Raw genomic sequence first — 21,131 nt, 5'->3', positions numbered from 1 at the left:
GTGAAAGGCCAATCAAACTCCGTGATAGCTGGTTCTCCCCGAAATGCATTTAGGTGCAGCGTCGTGTGTTTCTTGCCGGAGGTAGAGCACTGGATGGTCTAGGGGGCCTACAAGCTTACTGAAATCAGCCAAACTCCGAATGCCGGTAAGTGAGAGCGCGGCAGTGAGACTGCGGGGGATAAGCTTCGTAGTCGAGAGGGAAACAGCCCAGATCACCAGCTAAGGCCCCTAAGCGTGTGCTAAGTGGAAAAGGATGTGGGTTCGCATGGACAACCAGGAGGTTGGCTTAGAAGCAGCCATCCTTTAAAGAGTGCGTAATAGCTCACTGGTCAAGTGGGTCCGCGCCGACAATGTAGCGGGGCTCAAGTACACCGCCGAAGCTGTGGCACTCACACATTAACCAGGTGATGATCTTTGGGTTGTCATCCAGGTGTGTGGGTGGGTAGGGGAGCGTCGTGTGGCGGGTGAAGCGGCGGAGTGATCCAGCCGTGGACGCCATGCGAGTGAGAATGCAGGCATGAGTAGCGAATGAAGGGTGAGAACCCCTTCCGCCGGATGACCAAGGGTTCCAGGGCCAGGCTAATCCGCCCTGGGTGAGTCGGGGCCTAAGGCGAGGCCGAGAGGCGTAGTCGATGGATAACGGGTTGATATTCCCGTACCCGCGAAGGAACGCCCAAGACGAACCTCAGCATGCTAACCACGCGAGCCGGCCGATCCCTTCGGGGAGGAGCTGGGGAGTCTGGGGCCCTGTTGGGTAGTAGTTTAGTGATGGGGTGACGCAGGAAGGTAGCTGAGCCCGGCCGGTGGTTGTGCCGGGGTAAGCGTGTAGCCCGTGCCATAGGTAAATCCGTGGCGCATTGAGGGTGAGACGTGATGCCGAGCCGTATCAGGTGAAGTCAGTGATCCTATGCTGCCGAGAAAAGCCTCTAGCGATGTTCCGAGCGGCCCGTACCCCAAACCGACACAGGTGGTCAGGTAGAGAATACCGAGGCGACGGGTGAACTGTGGTTAAGGAACTCGGCAAATTGCCCCCGTAACTTAGGGAGAAGGGGGGCCGGACGCGTGAAGCCCCGTGCGGGTGGAGCGTGGTATGGCCGCAGAGAGCAGGGGGAAGCGACTGTTTACTAAAAACACAGGTCCATGCCAAGTCGTAAGACGATGTATATGGACTGACGCCTGCCCGGTGCTGGAACGTTAAGGGGACCTGTTAGCCCGTGAGGGCGAAGCGGAGAACTTAAGCGCCAGTAAACGGCGGTGGTAACTATAACCATCCTAAGGTAGCGAAATTCCTTGTCGGGTAAGTTCCGACCTGCACGAATGGCGTAACGACTTCCCCACTGTCTCAACCACAGGCCCGGCGAAATTGCAGTACGAGTAAAGATGCTCGTTACGCGCGGCAGGACGGAAAGACCCCGGGACCTTTACTATAGCTTGACATTGGTATTCGAATTTAATTGTGTAGGATAGGTGGGAGCTGTTGATCTCCGGACGCCAGTTCGGTGGGGAGGCAATCTTGAAATACCACTCTGTTGAATTTGGGTATCTAACTTCGGGCCCTGATCGGGTCCAGGGACAGTGTCTGGTGGGTAGTTTAACTGGGGCGGTTGCCTCCTAAAAGGTAACGGAGGCGCCCAAAGGTTCCCTCAGCCTGGTTGGCAATCAGGTGTTGAGTGTAAGTACATAAGGGAGCTTGACTGTGAGACTGACGGGTCGAGCAGGGACGAAAGTCGGGACTAGTGATCCGGCACTTGCGTGTGGAAGCGGTGTCGCTCAACGGATAAAAGGTACCCCGGGGATAACAGGCTGATCTTCCCCAAGAGTCCATATCGACGGGATGGTTTGGCACCTCGATGTCGGCTCGTCGCATCCTGGGGCTGTAGCAGGTCCCAAGGGTTGGGCTGTTCGCCCATTAAAGCGGTACGCGAGCTGGGTTTAGAACGTCGTGAGACAGTTCGGTCCCTATCCGCCGTGCGCGTTGGATACTTGAGAAGGGCTGTCCCTAGTACGAGAGGACCGGGACGGACGAACCTCTGGTGTGCCAGTTGTCCCGCCAGGGGCACGGCTGGTTGGCTACGTTCGGAAGGGATAACCGCTGAAAGCATCTAAGCGGGAAGCCTGCTTCGAGATGAGGTATCCCACCACCTTGAGTGGGTAAGGCTCCCAGCTAGACTACTGGGTTGATAGGCCGGAGATGTAAGCCTAGTAATAGGTTCAGTTGACCGGTACTAATAAGCCGAGGGCTTAACCACAACCCCAACAGCCCACAGAGCTGTGTTGCGTCCACTGTGTGATTCACGATCAACAAACACCCCGTTGTGGTGTGTGCGGGCCGGCAACGGCCCCGCCCAGCACGGTGTTGATGTTGTATCGGTTAGTGTTTCGGTGGTCATAGCGGTAGGGAAACGCCCGGTCTCATTCCGAACCCGGAAGCTAAGCCTGCCAGCGCCGATGGTACTGCACTCGGGAGGGTGTGGGAGAGTAGGACGCCGCCGGACTAAACGTTGACAGAAGGCCCACCCCCTGCGGGGTGGGCCTTCTGCATATCCGGGACCACCCGCAACGGGCGGCCTTCCGCATACCCGAGAAACCACAACCGAAGGCTTACCCGAATGGGGCCGGCCTTTCTGCGGTCGGCTCACCACAACGAAATGGCCCACCCGATGTCGGGCGGGCCATTTGTGTGCTCGGAGCCCGTCAGCCGGCTACGGCTGTGGAGAAGCTGGTGCGTAGGCGCTGCGGCGGGACGCCGGCCGCCTGGAGCTGGTGGGCGATCGTGGCCGAGGAATTGTCCATGAACACCACCACGTGGTGGTCATCCGCCAAGTCGCAGAGCGCCGCCAGGGTGCCAACGTTGATGGCATCCATGATGGAGACGTCACCCAGGTCCAGGATCAGGCGCATCGGGCGTACCCGTCGTACCGCATGGACCAGCACCTGCTGGAAGTGGACCGCGCAGGCGTCATCCATCATGCCGTGGGGCTGGACGACGACGCTGCCGTCACTTTCCGTCCGGACGTCCACCGTCTGGGGCATGGCGCGAAGCCTTCCGTCACCCTGGCGTTGCCGAGCGGCCAGCCTATGACGGATTCGGCGTGACGTCGATCGATCCAAAGGATGAACTCAGACCGACGTCAAGAACTGTCTCGGCGTGAGCGCCCGCGCACTGATGCGCACATCTCCGAGCCAGCCGTAGAAGCCCTGGCCGTACCGGAGGTCGAAGCTCGTCCCGCCCACCGTGAACGGCCGGCCCACCGTCGCGATCCCCCTGGCGACCTGCCGCGGGTTCCGCAAGGTCGGGGCGCCGTCCACCCAGACGACCGTGTGCCGGCTGTCGTTCACCACCGCCACGTGCGTCCAGCGGCCGATCGGCAGGGCATGGCTCCACGATGTCGGGCACGCGTCCACCGCCTGCGGATAGACGACGTACTGCAGGAAGCGTTCCGACGACAGGTTCAGGCTGCAGGTGCACTCGAGGTCGGACCAGCCGCTGTGCTTGCCCGCATCGCCCGCCCGGCCCTCCCAGCTCCAGATGCCCATGAACTCGTGGTTGCCGACGAACGGGTCGGGCAGCTTCAGGAACGTCTCGATGGTGTAGCCGTCCATGAACTTCGCGCCGTTCAGCGGGGCGCCGGCCGCCGTCTGCAGGATCACGCCGCGGTCCGGGTTCGTGCCGCCGTCGAAGCGCAGGCTCGCGTGTGCCGGTGCGCTCTCGTGGTGGTCGGCGGAGAGGGTCAGCGTCTCGGGGCCGCTGTTGGCGAGTCTGCGTACCCGAAGATCATTGCCCTTGCCGGTCTGATCGCGCACCGTGGCGCCGTCCGCCACGCCCTGACCCGGCGAGTCGAAGCGCCAGTACGCCGCCGTCCAGCGGTCGATCACGGCACCGGCCGGTCGCGGCGCGGGCAACACCGGCGGGTCGAAGCCGGCGAACCGGGAGCGGAAGTCGATCGCCATGCTGAAGCGGTCGTCCGGGCCGGTGAGCTCGGTGACCTCGGACTCGAGCGGCGTACGCCGGCCGGGATCGCGCGCCAGGAACCATGGCGAGAACGTCTCCACGTCGATCATGCCGCGCGCCAGATCGAAGGTGTACAGCCGGATCATCGCGGCGCCGCCGTAATAACGGTCCTGGTAGTTCGTGATGTGGACGTGCACGTCGTGCCCGGCCGCGTTGCGCAGCACCGTCCGCGCCGGCGGCCAGTGGTGACCGTTCAGGGTCAGGAAGATCTGGTCGTGGTCGCGGATCAGCGCGTCCCACACCCGCCGGCCGCGACCGGAGAGCGCCGCCGTGCCCGCATAGTCGGGGTAGGCGAGGTCGTGCGTCGTGACGATCGCCGGGACACGAGAGTGGGCGGCGAGCACCGAACGCGCCCACTCCAGCCCGGATTCCGAGATCTGCCAGTCGAGCGCCAGCACCAGCCACTGCCGGCCGGCGCCGGTGAACAGGTGCGCGCTGTTGTAGCCGTCCGGCGAGGCGCCCGCGAAGGTCGGCACACCCGCGAACCGCTGCGGTCCGAACGCCTGCAGATAAGGAGTGTCGCCGCGTTGGTCGTCGGTGTTCGGCGGGATGTCGTGGTTGCCGGCCAGCACGCTGTAGGGCAGCTTGCCGTCGATCTGCCGGAAGGCTTCGGAGGCCAGCGCGATCTCGGCCGGCGTGCCGTGCTCGGTGATGTCGCCCAAGTGGGTCAGGAAGGCGGCGGCGCGCTCCTGCACCAGGTAGCGGAACGTCGCACGCAGCGGGCCCGGGTCGGCGCTGTCGGCGTCGAAGAGATACTGCGTGTCCGGAAGCACGGCGATGGCGAAGCGGTCCGGCGAACGCTGGACCGCCGGCGCGGCCGAGACGGGCTCGGCGGCGGAGATCAAGAAGGGTACGGCCGGAGCCGCCGCGGCGGTGCGCAGCAGATTGCGTCGATCCACGGGCGTCACCCTCCCTCCTGAGCGGTGCCGGACGGCGGCCTCCAGACGAACAACGGACGAAAAGCGTCCTCGTCGCCAAGCGTTCGACTGTCGGCCACGGCGGTGTGATCCGTCCCGTCAATCATTCCGATCATCCTCGGGTCATGCGAGTCGCGCTGGTCACGGAGTCCTTCCTGCCGGACGTCAACGGCGTCGCCAACTCTGTCGTCCGTACCGCCGAGCATCTGCTCCGGCGTGGACATGATCCCCTGGTCATCGCACCGCAACCCTCTGGCGGCGGCCGCGTCGACGTCGAGTACCCCGTGGTGCGGATGCCGTCACTGCCGATGCTGGGCTATCCCGACTTCCGGCTCGGGCTGCCCACCCCGACGCTGACCGGCGCCCTGCGCGCCCACGGCACCGACGTCGTGCACCTGGCCAGCCCGTTCGTGCTCGGTGCGTGGGGTGCGATGGCGGCCCGGGCGCAGAAGCTGCCGATGGTCGCGGTCTATCAGACCGATGTCGCGGCGTACGCGCGGGCGTACCGGGTCGGGATGACCGAGCGCGCGGCCTGGCATTGGATCCGGAAGGTGCACAACAAGGCGGCGCGCACGCTGGTGCCGTCCACCGACTCGGCGTCGGCGCTGGACGCGCACGGGGTGGAGCGCGTGCACCTGTGGCGGCGCGGAGTGGACGACGAGCGGTTCTCCCCGAGACACCGTGATCCGGGTACGCGGGCAGTGCTCGCGCCGGACGGCGAGGTGCTCGTCGGCTTCGTTGGGCGGCTCGCCGTCGAGAAGCAGGTGGACCTGCTGGCCGGGACGAGCCGGCTGCCGGGCGTGCGGCTGGTGATCATCGGTGACGGTCCGGCGGCGCCGAGCCTGCGCCGGGCGCTGCCGGCGGCGACCTTCCTGGGGCTGCGTCACGGCGCGGACCTGGCCCGGCTCTACGCGAGCCTCGACATCTTCGTGCACACCGGACCGTACGAGACCTTCGGCCAGGCGGTGCAGGAGGCGATGTCCAGCGGGGTGCCGGTCGTGGCGCCCGCCGCGGGTGGCCCGATGGATCTCGTCCAGCACGGCCGGACCGGGCTGCTGGTGCCGCCGTTCGAGGCGGCGGGTTTCACCGCGGCGGTGGCTTCGCTGGCCGCCGACCCGGCTCGGCGGGCGGCCTACGGTGCGGCGGGGCGGGCGGCGGTCTCGGGGCGGAGTTGGTCGGCGGTGGGCGACGAGCTGATCGGCCACTACCGGGCGGTGCTGACCCGGGCCGGGGCGCCGACCCGCGACCTGGCGGCCGCCGCATGAGGATTGTGCGGGTGGCCAACTTCGTCACCGAACGGTCCGGTGGGCTGCGGACCGCCCTGCGGGAGCTCGGCGCCGGCTACCAGCGGGCCGGGCATGAGGCCGTGCTCGTCGTGCCCGGTGAGCGCGACGGCGACGAGGACACCGCGCAGGGGCGGGTCGTCACGCTGGCCGCACCGCGGGTTCCCGCGATGGGTGGCTATCGGGCGCTGGTGGATCGTGGGCGGGTCGCCCGGGTGCTTCGAGGGCTCGCGCCCGATCGGATCGAGGTCTCCGACCGGACCACGTTGCGCTGGATCGGGTCGTGGGCGCGGCGGCGCGGAGTGCGGTCGATGATGGTCTCGCACGAGAACCTCGACGGGCTGTTGCGGCTCTTCGGGCCGTTGCGCGGGACCGCGCGCCAGGTGGCCGATCGGCTCAATGCTCGGACGGCGGCCGCGCACGACGTGGTGGCTTGCACTACGGGCTGGGCGGCGGCCGAGTTCGAGCGGATCGGGGCGACGAACCTGGCACGCGTACCCCTCGGGGTGGATCTTGATGGGTTCGGCCCTGATCGTTGTGACCCCGCGGTGCGGCGACGGTGGGCGGCCTCGGGTGACGTGCTGCTGGTGCATTGCGGGCGGCTCTCGGCGGAGAAGAAGCCGGCGCGTTCGCTGGCGGCGCTGGCCGCATTGCGTGCCGACGGGGTGCCGGCCGTGCTGGTGGTGGCCGGCGGCGGGCCGATGCGGAGTGCGCTGCAGGAGGAGGCGGCGGCGCGGGGGCTGCCGGTGCGGTTCACGGGATTCGTCCGGGATCGCGACGAGCTGGGTGCGCTGCTGGCGACGGCTGACGTGGTGCTCGCCCCGGGGCCGGTGGAGACGTTCGGGCTGGCGGCGCTCGAGGCGCTGGCCAGCGGCACCCCGGTGGTGGTGAGCGCGGAGGGTGCGCTGCCCGAGGTGATCGGCGACGCGGGCCGGGCGGCCGGGCCGAGTCCGGCGGCCTACGCGTCGGCGATCCGGCATCTGCTGGCGACGCCGGAGAGGCGGATCCTCGCCCGGGCGCGCGCCGAGCTCTTTCCGTGGCAGACGGCGGTCGACGGCTTCCTCGCCGCGCACGCGGTGCACAACGCCGCGACGAATGGAAATTGGCTCAGGTCAATGATGTGACCTAGGTGAACTGCGCAGACCTTCGAAAAAACGAGCGCCTCAGCGTAGTTTGTCGCTGACCGGCGGCGGGCAACTGCTGCCGCGTATCGTCCGGCTCTCGGTGTCCAGGAGAATTGATGCTCAAAGGTTTCAGAGACTTCATCATGCGCGGCAACGTTGTCGACCTGGCGGTCGGCATCGTCATCGGTGCCGCCTTCACCGCAGTGGTCACCTCGTTCACGAAGGCCTTCCTCGAGCCGCTGATCAAGCTGATCAGCGGCGGAGAGGGCGTCAACGCGGGCGTCTTCACCGTTCGCGGTGTGCCCTTCGACTGGCCGGCCTTCATCAACGCGTTGATCTCCTTCATTCTCACCGCGGCCGTCATCTACTTCCTGGTGGTCTTCCCGCTGAACAGGCTGGCCGAGCGCCGGGCCCGGGGTGAGGAGCCGCCGCCGTCCGCGCCCAGCGAGGAGATCGTGCTGCTGACCCAGATCCGGGACGCGCTGGTGGCCGGTCGTGCGGGTCCGGGTGCGATGAGTGACGTCGGTGAGCACCAGGCTCGCGAGAACGAGCCTCCGCGCCACTCATAGCGAAAAAGATCCAACTACCAGGCCGCTGTTCGAACACATGTTCGATACAGTGCCCGGATGGAACAACGAAAGCACTGGTGGAACGGCAAGTGGGGCCGCGTCGCGCGCAAGGATGTCTACCTTCGCACGAGCGGTGATCAGTGGTATGTCGAGCAGCGTGCGGGCGGCTCGGACGGGGTTTCGCACTTCTTCGAGTACGACAGTGAGGACGCCGCGCTGGACACGGTGCGTGCTCTCCTGGTCGGGCCGGACGAGTGGCGCGAGCTCTCCGTCCGGCCGCCCGCGCGTTAGGCCGCCGTGCGCTCGTCGTGCCGGGCCGTCATCGGGCCGCTCCGGGGCACGAGCCGCAGCCGGGGGGTCTGCGGCTCGGCCGGGGCGACCTCGTCGCCGTCTTCGTCGAAGTGTGCCCGCCAGCCGGTCGAGCGCATCCCCGGCGGTGTGGCCGGCCCGGCGCCGAGCCGCGACAGCGCCACCACGAGGAGATATCCGGCGAGCACGAATCCGTGGCTGACCAGCCGTGTCGCGTCCACCCGGCCGGCCGAGAGGTCGTTCACCGACAGCAGCAGGAGCATGCCGACGAACGCGGTGAGCAGCGGCACCAGCCCCGAGGGCCGGGAGCGGCGCAGCGCGATGAAGAGGAACGCCGCGCCCACCGCGACGTTCCAGGCCGCCGACTCGTGCCACAGGTGGCCGGGCGTCGCGGTCAGGCCGGTGTGCACGTGCGCGGCCGAGACCCCGCCGCCGACCTGGGTCAGGCCGAGGATGAGCTGCACGGCGCCGACGGCGGCCAGGCCGACGTAGAGGCGGCCGCGGGTCAGCAGCGGCGGTTTGCGTTCCGGCACGGCGGCCAGGATCGCGGCAGTCAGGTCGGGCACCGGCGTGACCGGCGCCGTCCGGATCAGCCGGTTGACCGTCGCCGCGCGGTCCAGCCACGCTCGGCAGTCGGCACACCCGGCCAGGTGTTCGTCGACCAGCGGCCGGTCGGCCGGGTCGTCCTCGCCGTCCAGCTGCGCGGAGAGCATCTCGCGCCACCGTTCACACGCCATGTCTCTATGGTCGCCCCAAGGCGGTCATTGGTTCCCGCCAGATCGGGCGGGGTCAAAGCGGCACGTCACCCGTGCTGCCGAGCAGGCGCCGGCGTTCGCGGAACGCGCGCAGGTTCGCCGTGTTGCCGCAGGTGCTCACGTCGTGCCAGACGCCGCTGTTGTTGCGTGACGCGTCGAAGAAGGCGGCCCGGCAGTCGCCGTTGTGGCAGAGCTTCAGCCGCGACCACAGCCCGGCCTGTTGGGCCAGCAGCGCCTCGGCCCACAGCGCGGAGGCCAGCCATCGGGTGCCGCGGCCGGTCGGGACGATCCGCACCCAGCCGTCCGCGTCCGGCACCAGGCTGACCGGGACGTCGGCGGGCGGTAGCGCGCCGTCCGGCTGGTTGCGGCCGCCGGCCAGGATCACGTTCTCGAAAGTGGTACGCAGCCGGCGCAGCGAGCGCAGATCGGTGGAGGAGAGCAGCAGCACGGGAGCGGGCAGACCGGACACCCGCGACCAGGTGGACACCGCGTCGGTCAGCCAGCGCTGGGCGTCGTCGGGCTGTGCCAGCAGGTCGGACCCGTACGTCATCGTGGCTCGCGTGTTCAGCAATTCCTGAACCAGAGCGAGCCCCGCCGGCGCTTCCCGGACCCCGTGCCGGGCACTGGCCTTCCACGACATAGCCGAAGAGTACTTGACTCTTTTTCATAGTCACATCCGCCCATGGTCTGACCTCGTGTGATACCGCTTTCAACACAGAGCGATGAAAGGCGAAATATTTGCACTGATGCAACCGCAGAGACGTTTTTCACGTCTATGTATGGCGGGACGGTGGCAAGCTTGGCTCCGGGGAGGCATTCATGGTCAAGAGGGCTGGGAGCTGGGCGATAGCGACGGTGGTCGCGTTGACGCTGCTCACGGGGTGTGGCTCGGACGAGGGCGGTGGCGGGGGCACGGCAGCGCCGGCACCGACCGTGACCGCGGAGTCGCCGTCGGCTGAGCCGTCGACGCCTACCCAGGATCCCACCGGTACGCCGACCACGAAGCCCACCACCAAGCCCACCAAGAAACCCAAGCCCAAGTCGGACAAGCTGCGCCAAGGGGACAAAGGCCCGGAGATCACCGCGCTGCAGGAGCGCCTGACCGCGCTGGGCTACTGGAACGGCAAGGCGGACGGCAAGTTCGGCGGCTCCACCAGACAGGCCGTCTTCGCGCTGCAGAAGGCCGCGGGTCTGGACCGCGACGGCGTGGTCGGCGGCAAGACCAAGAAGGCCCTGGCCGACGGCGTGCGGCCGAAGGCGAAAAGCGACAGCGGGTACGTCGTCGAGATCAACAAGAAGCGTCAGCTGCTGATGATCGTCGACGACGGCGAGGTGAAGCAGATCTTCAACACCTCGACGGGCTCGGGCGAGCGCTACGAGACCGAGAGCGGCGGCACCGCGATCGCGAGCACCCCGGCCGGGCGGTTCCGGATCGGCCGGCAGATCGACGGCTGGCGCAACGCCCCGCTGGGCATGCTGTGGCGGCCCAAGTACTTCAACGGCGGCATCGCCATGCACGGGGCGTACAGCGTTCCGCCCTACGCCGCCTCGCACGGCTGCGCCCGCCTGTCGATCTCCGCCATGAACTATCTGTGGTCGAACGGCAAACTGCCGATCAAGACGAAGGTCTGGGTGTACTGATCTCCGCTAACCGTCGATCCGGGTGATGTTGCGGATCTTGTTGGAGGCGTCCAGGGCCGCGACCTTGTACGCCTCCGACAGCGTCGGATAGTTGAAGACCGTGTCGACCAGGTAGTCGACCGTGCCGCCGCACCCCATCACGGCCTGCCCGATGTGGACGATCTCGGTGGCGCCGGTGCCGAAGACGTGGACGCCGAGCAGCTTGCCGTCCTCCGGCGACACGAGCAGCTTGAGCATTCCGTACGAGTCTCCGACGATCTGCCCGCGGGCCAGCTCGCGATACCGGGCCACACCGACCTCGAACGGCGTGTTGGCGTCGGTCAGCTCCTCCTCGGTCTTACCGACGAAGCTGATCTCCGGGATCGTGTAGATGCCGATCGGCTGGAGCGCGTGCATGTCGCGGGTCGGCTCCGCGCAGGCGTGGTGCGCGGCCAGCCGGCCCTGCTCCATCGACGTGGAGGCGAGCGCGGGGAAGCCGATCACGTCGCCGACGGCGTAGATGTTGTCCACCGCGGTCCGGAAGTTGGGGTCCACCTTGATCCGGCCGCGCTTGTCCGCCTCCAGCCCGGCCGCCTCGAGCGCGAGGTCGTCGGTCTGGCCCTGCCGGCCGGCCGAGTACATGACCGTGTCGGCCACGATCTTCTTGCCGCTCTTGAGGATGCACAGCGCCGCGGTCTGGTGCCGCTCGACGGAGGCGACCTCCTCGCCGAAGCGGAACGACACGGAGAGGTCGCGCAGGTGGTACTTGAGCGACTCGATGATCTCGTCGTCGCAGAAGTCGAGCATCTGCGGGCGCCGCTCGACGACGGTGACCTTGGTGCCGAGCGCGGCGAACATGGATGCGTACTCCATGCCGATCACGCCGGCGCCGACCACCACCATGGAACGCGGCACGGCCTCGAGGTTGATCACGCCGTCGGAGTCGACGATCGTGCGGTCGTCGAAATCGACGCTGTCGGGGCGGGCGGGTCGCGTACCCGCGGCAATGATGATCTTGTCGGCGGTGACCTTGTTGTCGCGTCCGTCGCCGCCGTCGATCCACAGCGAGTGCGCGTCCGCGAACCGGCCGGTGCCGGTGAGCATCGAGACGTGGTTGCGGGAGAGCTGGTTGCGGATGACGTCGGTCTGCCGGGTGATCACATGCTGGGTGCGCGCGGCCAGGTCGGCGACGGTGATCTCTTCCTTCACCCGATAGCTGCTGCCGTAGAGGTCGCGCTGGCTGAGGCCGGTCAGGTAGAGGACGGCCTCACGCAGAGTCTTGGACGGGACGGTGCCGGTGTTGATGCACACCCCGCCGATCATGTCGCGGCGGTCGACGATAGCGACCCGCCGTCCGAGCTTCGTCGCCGCGATGGCGGCTTTCTGCCCACTGGGCCCGGAGCCCACCACCAACAGGTCGTAGTCATACACAAGGCTTAGCGTCGCAAGTTGTCGGCTCCCGCGCCAGCCTTGTCGTTCAACCTCTGTCCACAGCCACGAGGTCGCCCTGTGGATAACTCTGTTCGCGGTGCTGTTGCGGGCTCACGGTGTGGAAGCGCTTGAAGGCCGTGCTGAACGCGAACGGCGTCGCGTACCCCACCTTGCGGGCCACGGCCGCCACCGTCGTGCCCGGCTCGGCCAGCAGGTCCGCGGCCAGCGAGAGCCGCCAGCCGGTCAGGAAGCTCATCGGCGGCTCGCCGACCAGCTCGGTGAAGCGGCGCGCGAAGGCAGCCCGGGACAGACCGGTCTCCCCACCGAGCCGCGCGACCGTCCACGGCGCCGCCGGGTCCTCCTGCATCAGGCGCAGGGCGCGGCCGATGGCCGGGTCGGCGTACGCCCGGAACCAGCTCGCGCCCCTCTGCCGGTCGGCGAACCACCAGCGCAGCACGGCGATCAGGATCAGGTCGAGCATGCGGTCGAGCACCGCGTCCTGGCCCGGGGCGTCGTTGGTGACCTGCTCGCCCAGGTAGTCGATCAGGGCGAGCGGCACGTGCTCGCGCGGCGCGACGATCAGGCCGGGCAGGTTGCCGAGCAGCCGCCGGCCGACCGTGGACTGCGTCTCGTACGTGCCGTTGAGCATCAGCGTCGCGCCGTCCACCGAGTTGCCCCAGGTGCGCACGCCGACGTCGCTCATCTTGGGCACGTCGGCGGTCAGCATCGTGCACGTCTGTCCCCGCCCGATCAGCACCTGCGGGGCGGTGGCCGGATCGTCGCCGACGGTGTAGTGCCGCGGCCCGCTGGCGATCGCGACATCACCGGCCCGCAGCAGCACCGGATCCGCGTCGTCGGGCCGGATGTACGCCTGGCCGCGGAGGAGGGTGATCACCGACAGCGGCGACTCGTCCTCGATCCGCATCGCCCACGGCGGGTCGAGGGAGCTGCGCAGCACGAAGGCGTCGCGGGCGGCGGGGCCGGTGAGCACGTGCGACAGCGCGTCCATCTCACGACCGTAGACGATGGCGTATGTTTCCGCGATCCTCAGCCATGTGCCGTCTCACTGATCGGCGGTTTGCTGGACGCATGACGATTTTCGTAGCCGGTGGCACCGGCAAGACCGGCGGGCGCGTGGCGGCCCGTCTCCAGGAGCGCGGGATCGCGGTGCGGGCCGGCTCTCGCCGGACCGGGTTCGACTGGGCACGACCGGAGAGCTTCGCGCCGGCGATCGGGGACGCCGACCGGGCGTACGTGACCTACTACCCGGACATGGCGGTGCCCTCGGCGGTGCCGGACCTGGCCGCGTTCGGCCGGGTCGCCGTCGAGCGCGGTGTGGAGAGGATCGTGCTGCTCTCCGGGCGCGGCGAGCCCGAGGCGGTCGAGGCGGAGGACGCGCTCCGGAAGGCCGGCATCCCGACAACCGTGCTGCGGGCCGCCTGGATGAACCAGAACTTCAGCGAGGGCGGCTTCGCCGAGATGGTCCGGGCCGGACACGTCACCCTGCCGGCCGGTGACGTCGGCGAACCTTTCGTGGACTGCGACGACATCGCGGACGCGGCGGTGGCCGCCCTCCTGGAACCCGCCGGCGACCTGTACGAGCTGACCGGCCCGAGGCTGCTGACCTTCGCCGAGGCGGCGTCCGAGCTGGGCGCCGCGTACACGCGGATCACCCTCGACGAGTTCACCGGCGCCCTGCCGCCCGAGTACGCCGATCTCCTGCGGTATCTGTTCGGAACGATCTTCGACGGCCGGAACGCTTCCCTCGGGACCGGCGTACAAGATCTACTGGGTCGCGAGCCCAGGGACTTCTCGCTCTTTGCGCAGAATGTGCGTGACTGAGAGTTCTCGACCGTGAGACATGGTCTTCAAGCCCTAGGCTTCGAGACCATGTCTCCGAGTACTACGCACGCGCGCACTTGTGCGAAGGCGGAATCCGACAACAATCGCTCCATGGCCATCGGCAAGGAGAATCTTCCTTACCCGTACAACCAGGACTTCTCCGGCATCGTGACCCGGGTGAAGGGGGTGCGGGAGTCGACGCGCGCCGCGCTGGTCAACTCGCCGAAGGTGGCGTCCTACCTCAAGGCGGGCGCCAACCTGGTGGAGCAGAACCTCGGTGCGTGCGACTGGTCGGCCGTGGCCGACACGGGCAAGCGGCAGTACTGGTCGGGTCTGCGGTTCCTGACCGAGCGTGCGCTGTCCAAGGAGATGGAGAATCTCGAGCCGCCGTTCCTCCGGCAGCGCGGCGACGGGCCGTACCGGTCGACGTGGGCCAGCCACGACGACTACCTCAACGACCTGATCACTTTCCTCTTCCACGCGATGAGCTACGACCCGCAGTACAACGCCGGGGAGGAGACCCGGGAGTGGGTCGCCGACGAGGAGGACTTCGTCGAGGCGATCGACCGGGCGGCGTACCACGAGCTGCAGGCGATCTGCCGGATGCCGCTCTTCCGGTTGCAGCTGATCATGGTGGCCACCGCCGACCGCAACGACGGGATCCACGACGCGATCGCCAACAGCTACGCCGGCGCGATCGAGCCGTGGATGAAGACCTACGAGTCCACATTCGCCGCTCGCGGGTTCAGGCTGCGTCCCGGCGTCACGATCGAGCAGCTCGCGATGATGCTGGCCGCGGTCGCGGAGGGCTTCGCGATCCACCACCTCGGTGACCCGGCCGCGGGGATCGCCGGCGAGGAGCCGGCCGGAAATCTCGTGGGCATGGCGGTGCTCGGCATCCTCAACAGCTATCTCGAGCCGGTGGCTGAACCGAGTGGGACGACTCTGCGTACACACTTCCGAGACGTCTCGCACAGGGCGCGCCCCGCCGACCGTACCGTCGACGAGACCGGGGACTGACATGACCGCCATCACGAACCAGCCCGTTCTGCCTGCCGTGGAACCGCCGTCCTGGTGGGAGCGGCAGACCGACCTGATCATGCGGCGTCCGTTCAACGAGTGGACGTTCACCCACATCAACCGCCTGATGCCGACCGTCACGGTGGCGCGGGGGGCGGTGTCGCGGCCGTTGCCGTTTCGGCCCCTGCCACTGGATCTGACCTACTACTTCGACGGCGCCGACCGCACCATGGACGACCTGCACCGGCGCACGCACACCACGGCCTTCGTGGTGCTGCACCGGGGGCGGATCGTGCACGAGGCGTACCCGGGGTGGTTCGCGAGTGCGCGTACCCGGATGCAGCTCTGGTCGGTGTCCAAGTCGATCACCTCCCTGCTGGTCGGGATCGCCTTGGCCGACGGCGCGATCGGCAACCTCAAGGACCGGGTGATCGACTATCTGCCCGACTTCCGGGGCACCGCGTACGACGGCCCGACGCTCGCCGACCTGCTCGACATGTGCAGCGGCGTCGGTGACACGGAGGTGTGGGACATCAACAGCCCGATCCGGCGCTTCGAGCGGGCCGTGCTGAACGGCGGCGACGTCACTGAGATCATCAAGGCCGCGCAGCGGACCTGCGAGCCGGGCGACCGCTTCAACTACTCCACCTTCGACAACCAGATGCTCGGCTGGGTCCTCGAGGCCGCGACCGGCCGGCCGCTCGCGTCGTACTGCTCCGATCGGCTGTGGGGTCCGATCGGCGCGGAACGCGACGCGTACTACGGCCTGACCCGTTCGCACCCGCGCACCGCGGTCGGCTCCGGCACCTTCAACGCCACCGCCCGCGACCTGGCCCGCGTGGGTCAGCTGATGGTCGACGACGGTGTGGTGGGCGACCGGCGGATCGTGCCGGCCGACTGGGTGCGCCGCAGCCGCGGCTCCGACCTGCCGCAGGTGGCGGTGGGTGCGCTGGGCGATGCCGAGCCGGCCCATTACGGGTACGCGAACCAGTGGTGGACGCTCGGCGAGAGCGCCTTCCACGCGTTCACCGGCATCGGCGTGCACGGGCAGTTCCTCTTCGTCGACCCGGGCGCCGAGGTGGTCATCGTGAAATGCAGCGCATGGCCCACTGAGGAGGATCACGCCCGCGACCGCGAGACCATCACGGCGATGCGACGTATCGCAGACCATTTCGCCTGATTCCTGATCGACGCCATCGAGCCTCTCTCGGCCTGAACGAGTCCATGGCGGCCGGCCCGCGCGCGCACGGGGGTGCTGCGTACCGGCTGCCTGTAGAAGCCCCGCCCGACGTCCGTCGTGTGGGGCTTCTTCCGGTCTGTCGGATCTTGTCCACAGTGGTCGGGTGGGGCAGCGGGGCAAGGGGTCGGCGTGCTTCGATGATCGGGCCGCCCCAACCCATTGCGCAATTGCGCAAGCCGACTGCCTGACCACCTGGCCAGATTCGCGCCGGTGGTCTCTCATACAGGGAGGAACGGGGGATATGCGGGGGGATACCGAGGTCATGGGTACGTCCGTGATTCCGACACTGGGTCGATGGGGTCTGACGCCTGACGCAGACCTCATCTACCGCACCCTCCGGCTGCTGGGGCCGGATTCGACGCCGAGACTGGCCCGCGAGGTGGGCATCTCGGCGGCCCGGGTCGGCGCCGCGATCGACGAGCTGGTCGCCGTGGGGGCGGCAAACCAGTCCGTCGAGGGCGGCGACCGGCGCTGGGCGGCGCTCGACGCTCCACGGGTGCTCAGCGTGCTGGGCCGGCGGCGGGCGCCGCTGCCGATGGCCGACCGGCATCGGCAGCACCTCGCCGCCGTGGCGGGCATCCATCTGGATCGCCTGCCGGCCGAGTCGGTGCGGCGGCTGCCGAGCCGGGCCGCCGCCCGCGCCCGCATCGCCGACCTCGTCCTTGGCGAGCGCGCCGAGCACCTTGCGATCCATCCGGAGCAGGCGATCAGCGCCGAGGCGGTCAGCGCTGCGGCGCCGGTGGACAAGGCCCTGATCGCACGCGGGATCCGGATCCGCAATCTCGGCGTCCCGCCGGCCGACGGCCGGGTGCTGCCCGCGGTGCCCGGTGTGGATCACCGGGAGTCGGCATCGCTGCCCCTGAAGCTGATGGTGTTCGACCGCCGATCCGCCCTCTTCCCGGCCGACCCGGCCGACTTCGGTGCGGGCGCCGTCGAGGTCACCGATCCGGATGCGGTCGCCCGCCTCACCCAGCTCTTCCACGCTGTCTGGCATACGGCGTGTGATCCGCGCCGGCAGGAGGTGCCCACGATCGTGCTGACCCAGCGAGAACGGGCCATCGTCGAGCTTCTGGCCACCGGCGAGAGCGAGGCGGACGTGGCGGCCGCGCTCGGCCTGAGCCGCCGCACGGTGGTCTACACGGTGCGGTCGCTGATGGACCGGCTCGGGGTCGAGAACCGCTTCCAGCTCGCCCTGTGTCTCGGCGCCGCGCACGCCGTGCCCCTGCCACCGACCTTCCGGCCGCGCCATCCGGACGCACAGGAGGACCGATGAAACGCATCGTGGCCGCGGCCGTGGCGCTGCTGCTGATCCTGCTTCCCTCGCCCGCACGCGCCGACCCCGAGCCCGAGCCGTTCAACATGGCGCCGTGCGTGCAGGCGTCGCTGACCGACGTCACCTACGACGTGACGTCGAACTCGATGGTGCTGAACGGCGTTGCGACGCAGTGCGCTCCGGTGGTCGAGCACGGCGGGTTCTGGCTGGCGCTCTACCTGCCCAGGTCGGTGATCGGCACCTCGTACGCCTGGCAGGGCCGGCGCTTCGAGGGACCGGTCGAGGGAGAGGTGCGTCCGTTCGGCATCCGCCTCCGAGAAGCGAGCCGCTCGACCTATGGTGTCTGCCTGCTGTCCGCCAAGCAGACGCCGCAGGAGCTCGGCGGCCACCGCGTCGCGTGCGGGCGGGTGGTGCAGCCCAATCCGCAGACCACGCCGCCGACCGCGACGCTCGAGTTGCTGCCCACCAACGACCCGCTGTTCAACAACAAGATGGTGCTTCCCTATCCGGACCCGCCGCCGGACGGCCCCAACGGCGAACCCGACGGCATCTGCCCCACCTGCTTCTGAGATCGGGCAACAAGTGGTAGCTCAGCGGGCTGTTCGACGGGCGCATGCACCGCTGAGCTACCACTGGTGAGTCTGGCACTGGTGAGTCTGGCACTGGTGAGTTTGGCTGCCAGGCGGTCGAGGGCCAGCAGGATCGCGCCCAGGGCGGCGAACTCGACGGCCAGCTGGAGCATCTGCAGCGCCACCCAGCCGTACCCATGGTCGGTGGGGTCCAGGAAGAAATAGGGGTATCGGTAGGGCGCGGCGGGCGCGAGCACCGCCCGGAGGATCGACGCGATGCCGTAGCCGAGCGGGAAGATAAGCCACAGCGGCAGGTCACGCCAGGGCGAGACGCGGTGCGGGCCGAAGGCGAGCCAGTCGATCAGCACCATGATCGGGACCACGTAGTGCAGCAGGAAGGTGGCCCGGTTCGACAGCGCCTCGGACGGGTCCGCCACCACCAGGCCGGGCAACGGACTCGCACCGTTGTTCAGCAGGAAATGCGACACCAGGCACGTGATCAGGACGGCGAGGACGATCGGGCCGCGGAGCCGGGGCGCGGCGGGTCGGTCGTCCGGCGGCGGATCATCCAATAGACGACGCAGGCGAAGTAGCCGAGCGTCAGCAGGTTGCTCTGGCACGTGTAGTAGGCGATGGCCGGGTCGCCGAGGAGGAGCCCGGACGCCCCGCAGAGCACGATCACCACCCGCCACCACAGCTGGGGCCGGACCCACAGCGGCGCGTCAGACATCGAGCACTTCGAGAGTGACCCGAGCGGTGTCGCCGACGCCCAGCCGCTGCGCCGCGCGGACGGCCTTCTTGACGGGTAGGACGAAGGTGCCGCGCTCGCCGTCCGGGAAGATCGACGTGGTCCAGGTGGTGTGCCCGACGGTGGCGCGTACCCGCACAGAGCCGAAACCGCGGCGGACGCCGCCCGTCGCATCGCGGATCCTCTCGGACTCCTCGGGCGGCAGGCTGACGAAGGTCCAGGTGTCCATCCGGCGCGCGTCCCACAGCCACACCTCGGCGGCGAACTCCACGATCACGGTTGTCAGTATCCCACCGCGGAGATCGACTCTGACTTGATGCATTCCACTCATATGCCGCTATCCGGACAGTTAGATTGCAGAGCGTTGCGGCCCATCCCTTCCCGGCTGCTGCCGAAGGAGACGTCACGTCATGCGAACTCGCCCTGCTTCGCGCCTGCGCCGGATTCTGTCCGTTGCCGCTGCCGCGTCGATCGGACTCATCCCCGCCGTTCTGGTGGCCACTCCGGCGCACGCAGGCGCGGGTGACATCACCGTCAGTGCCGACCTGGAGCAGACCGAGGGGGACACCTTCGTCTTCGAGGTGCGGCGAACCGGCGGTGTGGGTCTGCAGCCGGTGACCCTGACCTACGACACGATCGCCGGCGCAGTGCCGGCGGCCGACGTCAGCAGCGGCACGACCAGCGACCTGACCCGGCTGGCCGGTGAGACGGTCTTCGCGGCCAGCACGCGCGACGTGGTCAAGCAGTTCAAGGTGGTGACCAAGGACGACGCACTCAACGAGGACGCCGAGAACTTCATCCTCGAGTTCCGCGACAAGGTCAGCACCAACGTGGTGACCGAGGCGTACGGGATCATCGACGACAACGACGACAAGCCCACGTACAAGCTCGAGGCGACCGACCCGGCGGCCGAGGGAATCGGCAACGTCACCGTCAAAGCTTCGATCGACAAGGTGTCCGGCCGTGACGTGACCATCCCGTACTGGACCACCGCGGGCAGCGCGACGGACGGCGACGACTACACCGGCGTCGACTCGCAGACACCGGCGGATCTCGTCATCCCGGCGGGCCAGACCTCCAAGACGGCGACGATCGCGATCGACGACGACACGCTCGACGAAGAGGACTCCGAGACGTTCAGCGTGGTGGGCGGCAACGCGCCGAACGCCACCAAGGGCACGACGACCACGCAGGTCGTGAACATCAGCGACAACGACCAGCCACCGGTGGTCAGCATCACCGGTCCGGGCAATACCGCCGAGGGCACGCCGATGGACTTCGGGGTGAACCTCAGCGCGCCGTCCGGCCGTGACGTGAAGGTGCGGGTGACCAGCTCCGACGGCGGCGCCAAGGCGGGCGCCGACTACGACCTGTACGACCAGGAGCTCACGATCACGCACGGCCAGACCTCCGTGAACGCCCAGGTGACCACCACGACCGACACATTGGACGAGGTCAACCCCGAGACGTTCACGATGACGCTGTCCGCGACGCCGACCAACGCCACCCGCAGCACGCCGAACGGGAGCGCCACCGGCAACATCTCCGACGACGACAACGCGCCGACGGCCACCCTGGCACCGGCCAACGTCGCCGAGGGCACCTCCGGCACGGTCAACAAGGAATTCACCGTCACCCTGGACGCCGCCTCCGGACAGCCCGTCAAGATCGGCTACACGGTCAGTGCCGGCACGGCGACCGAGGGGACCGATTACAGCGCCGTCCCGGCGGGCGAACTGACCTTCGCTCCGGGCGCCACCCAGCGGAAGATCGTCGTCCCGATCATCGGTGACAACGTCGACGAGGGTTCCGGCGAGACCCTGTTCATCAACCTCTCGAACTCCGACGGCACCGTGAGCGGCGCCTCGGACCTGGGCGCCCGCACGATCACCATCGACGACGACGACAACGCCCCGGTGCTGCAGACGATCACCGCGATCACGCGGGACGAGGACGCGGCCGGCACCGCCGGCTTCGTGGTCAAGCTGTCCAACCCGAGCGCCCAGCCCGTCTCGCTGGAGGTCAGCACGGCGGACGTGACCACCGATTCGGACCCGGGCACGTTCCGTGACTTCGACCCGATCGCCGCGGCCACTCCGGTCGCCATCTCGGCCTACCAGACGCAGGTGACCGTGCCGGTCACGATCCTCACCGATGACATCTACGAGGACGACGAGACCGCGACCTTCACCGCCGCCCTGGCCGGCGACGAGACCGACGCCACCGGCGGCCCGGAGAACGCGACGCTGACCCTGGTCAACGATGACGACGCGCCGACCGTCGAATTGAGCGCGAGCACCGCGGCCGAAGGCGGCTCGGTCACCCTGACCGCCACCGTGACCGGTGTCGCTCAGGCCGACATTCCCGTGAACGTCGCCCTGACCGGTGGCGCCGGCGATCCGGCCGACCCCGGAGACTT

20 protein-coding genes and 2 rRNA genes are annotated in these 21,131 nt (G+C 68.3%); 13 read left to right on the top strand and 9 right to left on the bottom strand.

Annotated features, from left to right (window positions below):
- Both AB0M20_RS02400 and rrf read left to right on the top strand, forming a co-directional pair.
- A 23S ribosomal RNA gene (locus AB0M20_RS02400) occupies positions 1-2,249 on the top strand; the annotation flags it as partial.
- Positions 2,250-2,378: 129 nt separating this feature from the next.
- Positions 2,379-2,495 (top strand): 5S ribosomal RNA (rrf, locus tag AB0M20_RS02395).
- Positions 2,496-2,694: 199 nt separating this feature from the next.
- Here the strand turns inward: rrf and AB0M20_RS02390 are convergent.
- Positions 2,695-3,033 carry an STAS domain-containing protein gene (locus tag AB0M20_RS02390; RefSeq protein WP_364292417.1) on the bottom strand — a complete coding sequence of 113 codons (339 nt, stop codon included), beginning with the start codon at positions 3,031-3,033 and terminating at the stop codon, positions 2,695-2,697.
- 87 nt (positions 3,034-3,120) lie between these two features.
- Positions 3,121-4,911, bottom strand: coding sequence for a LamG-like jellyroll fold domain-containing protein (locus AB0M20_RS02385; protein ID WP_364292414.1), 1,791 nt, complete (start codon positions 4,909-4,911; stop codon positions 3,121-3,123).
- Positions 4,912-5,054: 143 nt separating this feature from the next.
- Here AB0M20_RS02385 and AB0M20_RS02380 point away from each other — a divergent pair, with 143 nt between their 5' ends.
- From AB0M20_RS02380 to AB0M20_RS02365, 4 genes are all read left to right on the top strand, one after another.
- Positions 5,055-6,194, top strand: a complete 1,140-nt coding sequence (locus AB0M20_RS02380; protein ID WP_364292411.1) for a glycosyltransferase family 1 protein — start codon at positions 5,055-5,057, stop codon at positions 6,192-6,194.
- Positions 6,191-7,336 (top strand): glycosyltransferase, encoded by a 1,146-nt coding sequence (locus AB0M20_RS02375; protein ID WP_364292408.1) that lies wholly within the window; start codon positions 6,191-6,193, stop codon positions 7,334-7,336. Before AB0M20_RS02380 ends, AB0M20_RS02375 begins: the two co-directional genes overlap by 4 nt.
- 116 nt (positions 7,337-7,452) lie before the next feature.
- Positions 7,453-7,905 carry a large conductance mechanosensitive channel protein MscL gene (mscL, locus tag AB0M20_RS02370; protein ID WP_364292405.1) on the top strand — a complete coding sequence of 151 codons (453 nt, stop codon included), beginning with the start codon at positions 7,453-7,455 and terminating at the stop codon, positions 7,903-7,905.
- A gap of 57 nt (positions 7,906-7,962) precedes the next feature.
- Positions 7,963-8,196 (top strand): hypothetical protein, encoded by a 234-nt coding sequence (locus AB0M20_RS02365; protein WP_364292402.1) that lies wholly within the window; start codon positions 7,963-7,965, stop codon positions 8,194-8,196.
- On the opposite strand, the gene AB0M20_RS02360 is transcribed toward AB0M20_RS02365, so the two are convergent.
- Together AB0M20_RS02360 and AB0M20_RS02355 are read right to left on the bottom strand one after the other, a co-directional pair.
- A complete protein-coding gene (locus AB0M20_RS02360; protein WP_364292399.1) occupies positions 8,193-8,951 on the bottom strand; it encodes a zf-HC2 domain-containing protein in 759 nt (252 codons plus the stop codon). The two genes, AB0M20_RS02365 and AB0M20_RS02360, sit on opposite strands and share 4 nt — an antisense overlap.
- 52 nt (positions 8,952-9,003) lie before the next feature.
- On the bottom strand, positions 9,004-9,609 hold the full coding sequence (locus AB0M20_RS02355; RefSeq protein WP_364292396.1) for a CGNR zinc finger domain-containing protein: 606 nt from the start codon (positions 9,607-9,609) through the stop codon (positions 9,004-9,006).
- Between the two features lie 179 nt (positions 9,610-9,788).
- Here AB0M20_RS02355 and AB0M20_RS02350 point away from each other — a divergent pair, with 179 nt between their 5' ends.
- On the top strand, positions 9,789-10,610 hold the full coding sequence (locus tag AB0M20_RS02350) for a L,D-transpeptidase family protein (RefSeq protein ID WP_364292393.1): 822 nt from the start codon (positions 9,789-9,791) through the stop codon (positions 10,608-10,610).
- Between the two features lie 6 nt (positions 10,611-10,616).
- Here AB0M20_RS02350 and sthA read toward each other — a convergent pair whose 3' ends face one another.
- Positions 10,617-12,020, bottom strand: a complete 1,404-nt coding sequence (gene sthA, locus AB0M20_RS02345) for a Si-specific NAD(P)(+) transhydrogenase (protein ID WP_364292390.1) — start codon at positions 12,018-12,020, stop codon at positions 10,617-10,619.
- Between the two features lie 46 nt (positions 12,021-12,066).
- Complete coding sequence (locus AB0M20_RS02340; protein ID WP_364292387.1) at positions 12,067-13,029, bottom strand: AraC family transcriptional regulator; 963 nt, start codon at positions 13,027-13,029, stop codon at positions 12,067-12,069.
- Between the two features lie 80 nt (positions 13,030-13,109).
- Here AB0M20_RS02340 and AB0M20_RS02335 point away from each other — a divergent pair, with 80 nt between their 5' ends.
- From AB0M20_RS02335 to AB0M20_RS02315, 5 genes are all read left to right on the top strand, one after another.
- The gene (locus AB0M20_RS02335; RefSeq protein ID WP_364292384.1) at positions 13,110-13,862 is read left to right on the top strand and encodes an NmrA family transcriptional regulator; all 753 of its coding nucleotides are present in this window, start codon (positions 13,110-13,112) and stop codon (positions 13,860-13,862) included.
- Positions 13,863-13,973: 111 nt separating this feature from the next.
- Complete coding sequence (locus AB0M20_RS02330) at positions 13,974-14,882, top strand: hypothetical protein (RefSeq protein ID WP_364292381.1); 909 nt, start codon at positions 13,974-13,976, stop codon at positions 14,880-14,882.
- A gap of 1 nt (position 14,883) precedes the next feature.
- The gene (locus tag AB0M20_RS02325) at positions 14,884-16,062 is read left to right on the top strand and encodes a serine hydrolase (protein ID WP_364292378.1); all 1,179 of its coding nucleotides are present in this window, start codon (positions 14,884-14,886) and stop codon (positions 16,060-16,062) included.
- Positions 16,063-16,396: 334 nt separating this feature from the next.
- Positions 16,397-17,395 carry a helix-turn-helix domain-containing protein gene (locus tag AB0M20_RS02320; protein WP_364292375.1) on the top strand — a complete coding sequence of 333 codons (999 nt, stop codon included), beginning with the start codon at positions 16,397-16,399 and terminating at the stop codon, positions 17,393-17,395.
- Positions 17,392-17,964: a hypothetical protein gene (locus AB0M20_RS02315; RefSeq protein WP_364292372.1), complete on the top strand. Its 573-nt coding sequence runs from the start codon at positions 17,392-17,394 to the stop codon at positions 17,962-17,964. The genes AB0M20_RS02320 and AB0M20_RS02315 overlap by 4 nt, the downstream gene beginning before the upstream one ends.
- Here the strand turns inward: AB0M20_RS02315 and AB0M20_RS02310 are convergent.
- Genes AB0M20_RS02310 through AB0M20_RS02300 form a run of 3 tightly spaced genes read right to left on the bottom strand, consistent with a single transcriptional unit; the run spans position 17,898 to position 18,989 of the window.
- Positions 17,898-18,452, bottom strand: coding sequence for a Pr6Pr family membrane protein (locus AB0M20_RS02310; RefSeq protein WP_364292369.1), 555 nt, complete (start codon positions 18,450-18,452; stop codon positions 17,898-17,900). The two genes, AB0M20_RS02315 and AB0M20_RS02310, sit on opposite strands and share 67 nt — an antisense overlap.
- Positions 18,453-18,463: 11 nt before the next feature.
- Complete coding sequence (locus AB0M20_RS02305; protein WP_364292364.1) at positions 18,464-18,694, bottom strand: hypothetical protein; 231 nt, start codon at positions 18,692-18,694, stop codon at positions 18,464-18,466.
- Positions 18,687-18,989 (bottom strand): DUF1905 domain-containing protein, encoded by a 303-nt coding sequence (locus AB0M20_RS02300; protein WP_364292361.1) that lies wholly within the window; start codon positions 18,987-18,989, stop codon positions 18,687-18,689. Before AB0M20_RS02300 ends, AB0M20_RS02305 begins: the two co-directional genes overlap by 8 nt.
- A 133-nt stretch (positions 18,990-19,122) precedes the next feature.
- Here AB0M20_RS02300 and AB0M20_RS02295 point away from each other — a divergent pair.
- Positions 19,123-21,131 (top strand): Calx-beta domain-containing protein (locus AB0M20_RS02295; RefSeq protein ID WP_364292358.1); only part of this gene is annotated, 2,009 nt, incomplete at its 3' end.

Origin of the sequence: Actinoplanes sp. NPDC051633 (assembly GCF_040681735.1) — a bacterium.
GTDB lineage: Bacteria > Actinomycetota > Actinomycetes > Mycobacteriales > Micromonosporaceae > Actinoplanes.
Note: the sequence above shows the minus strand (reverse complement) of the source record. Positions and strands in the feature narration are given on the sequence as shown.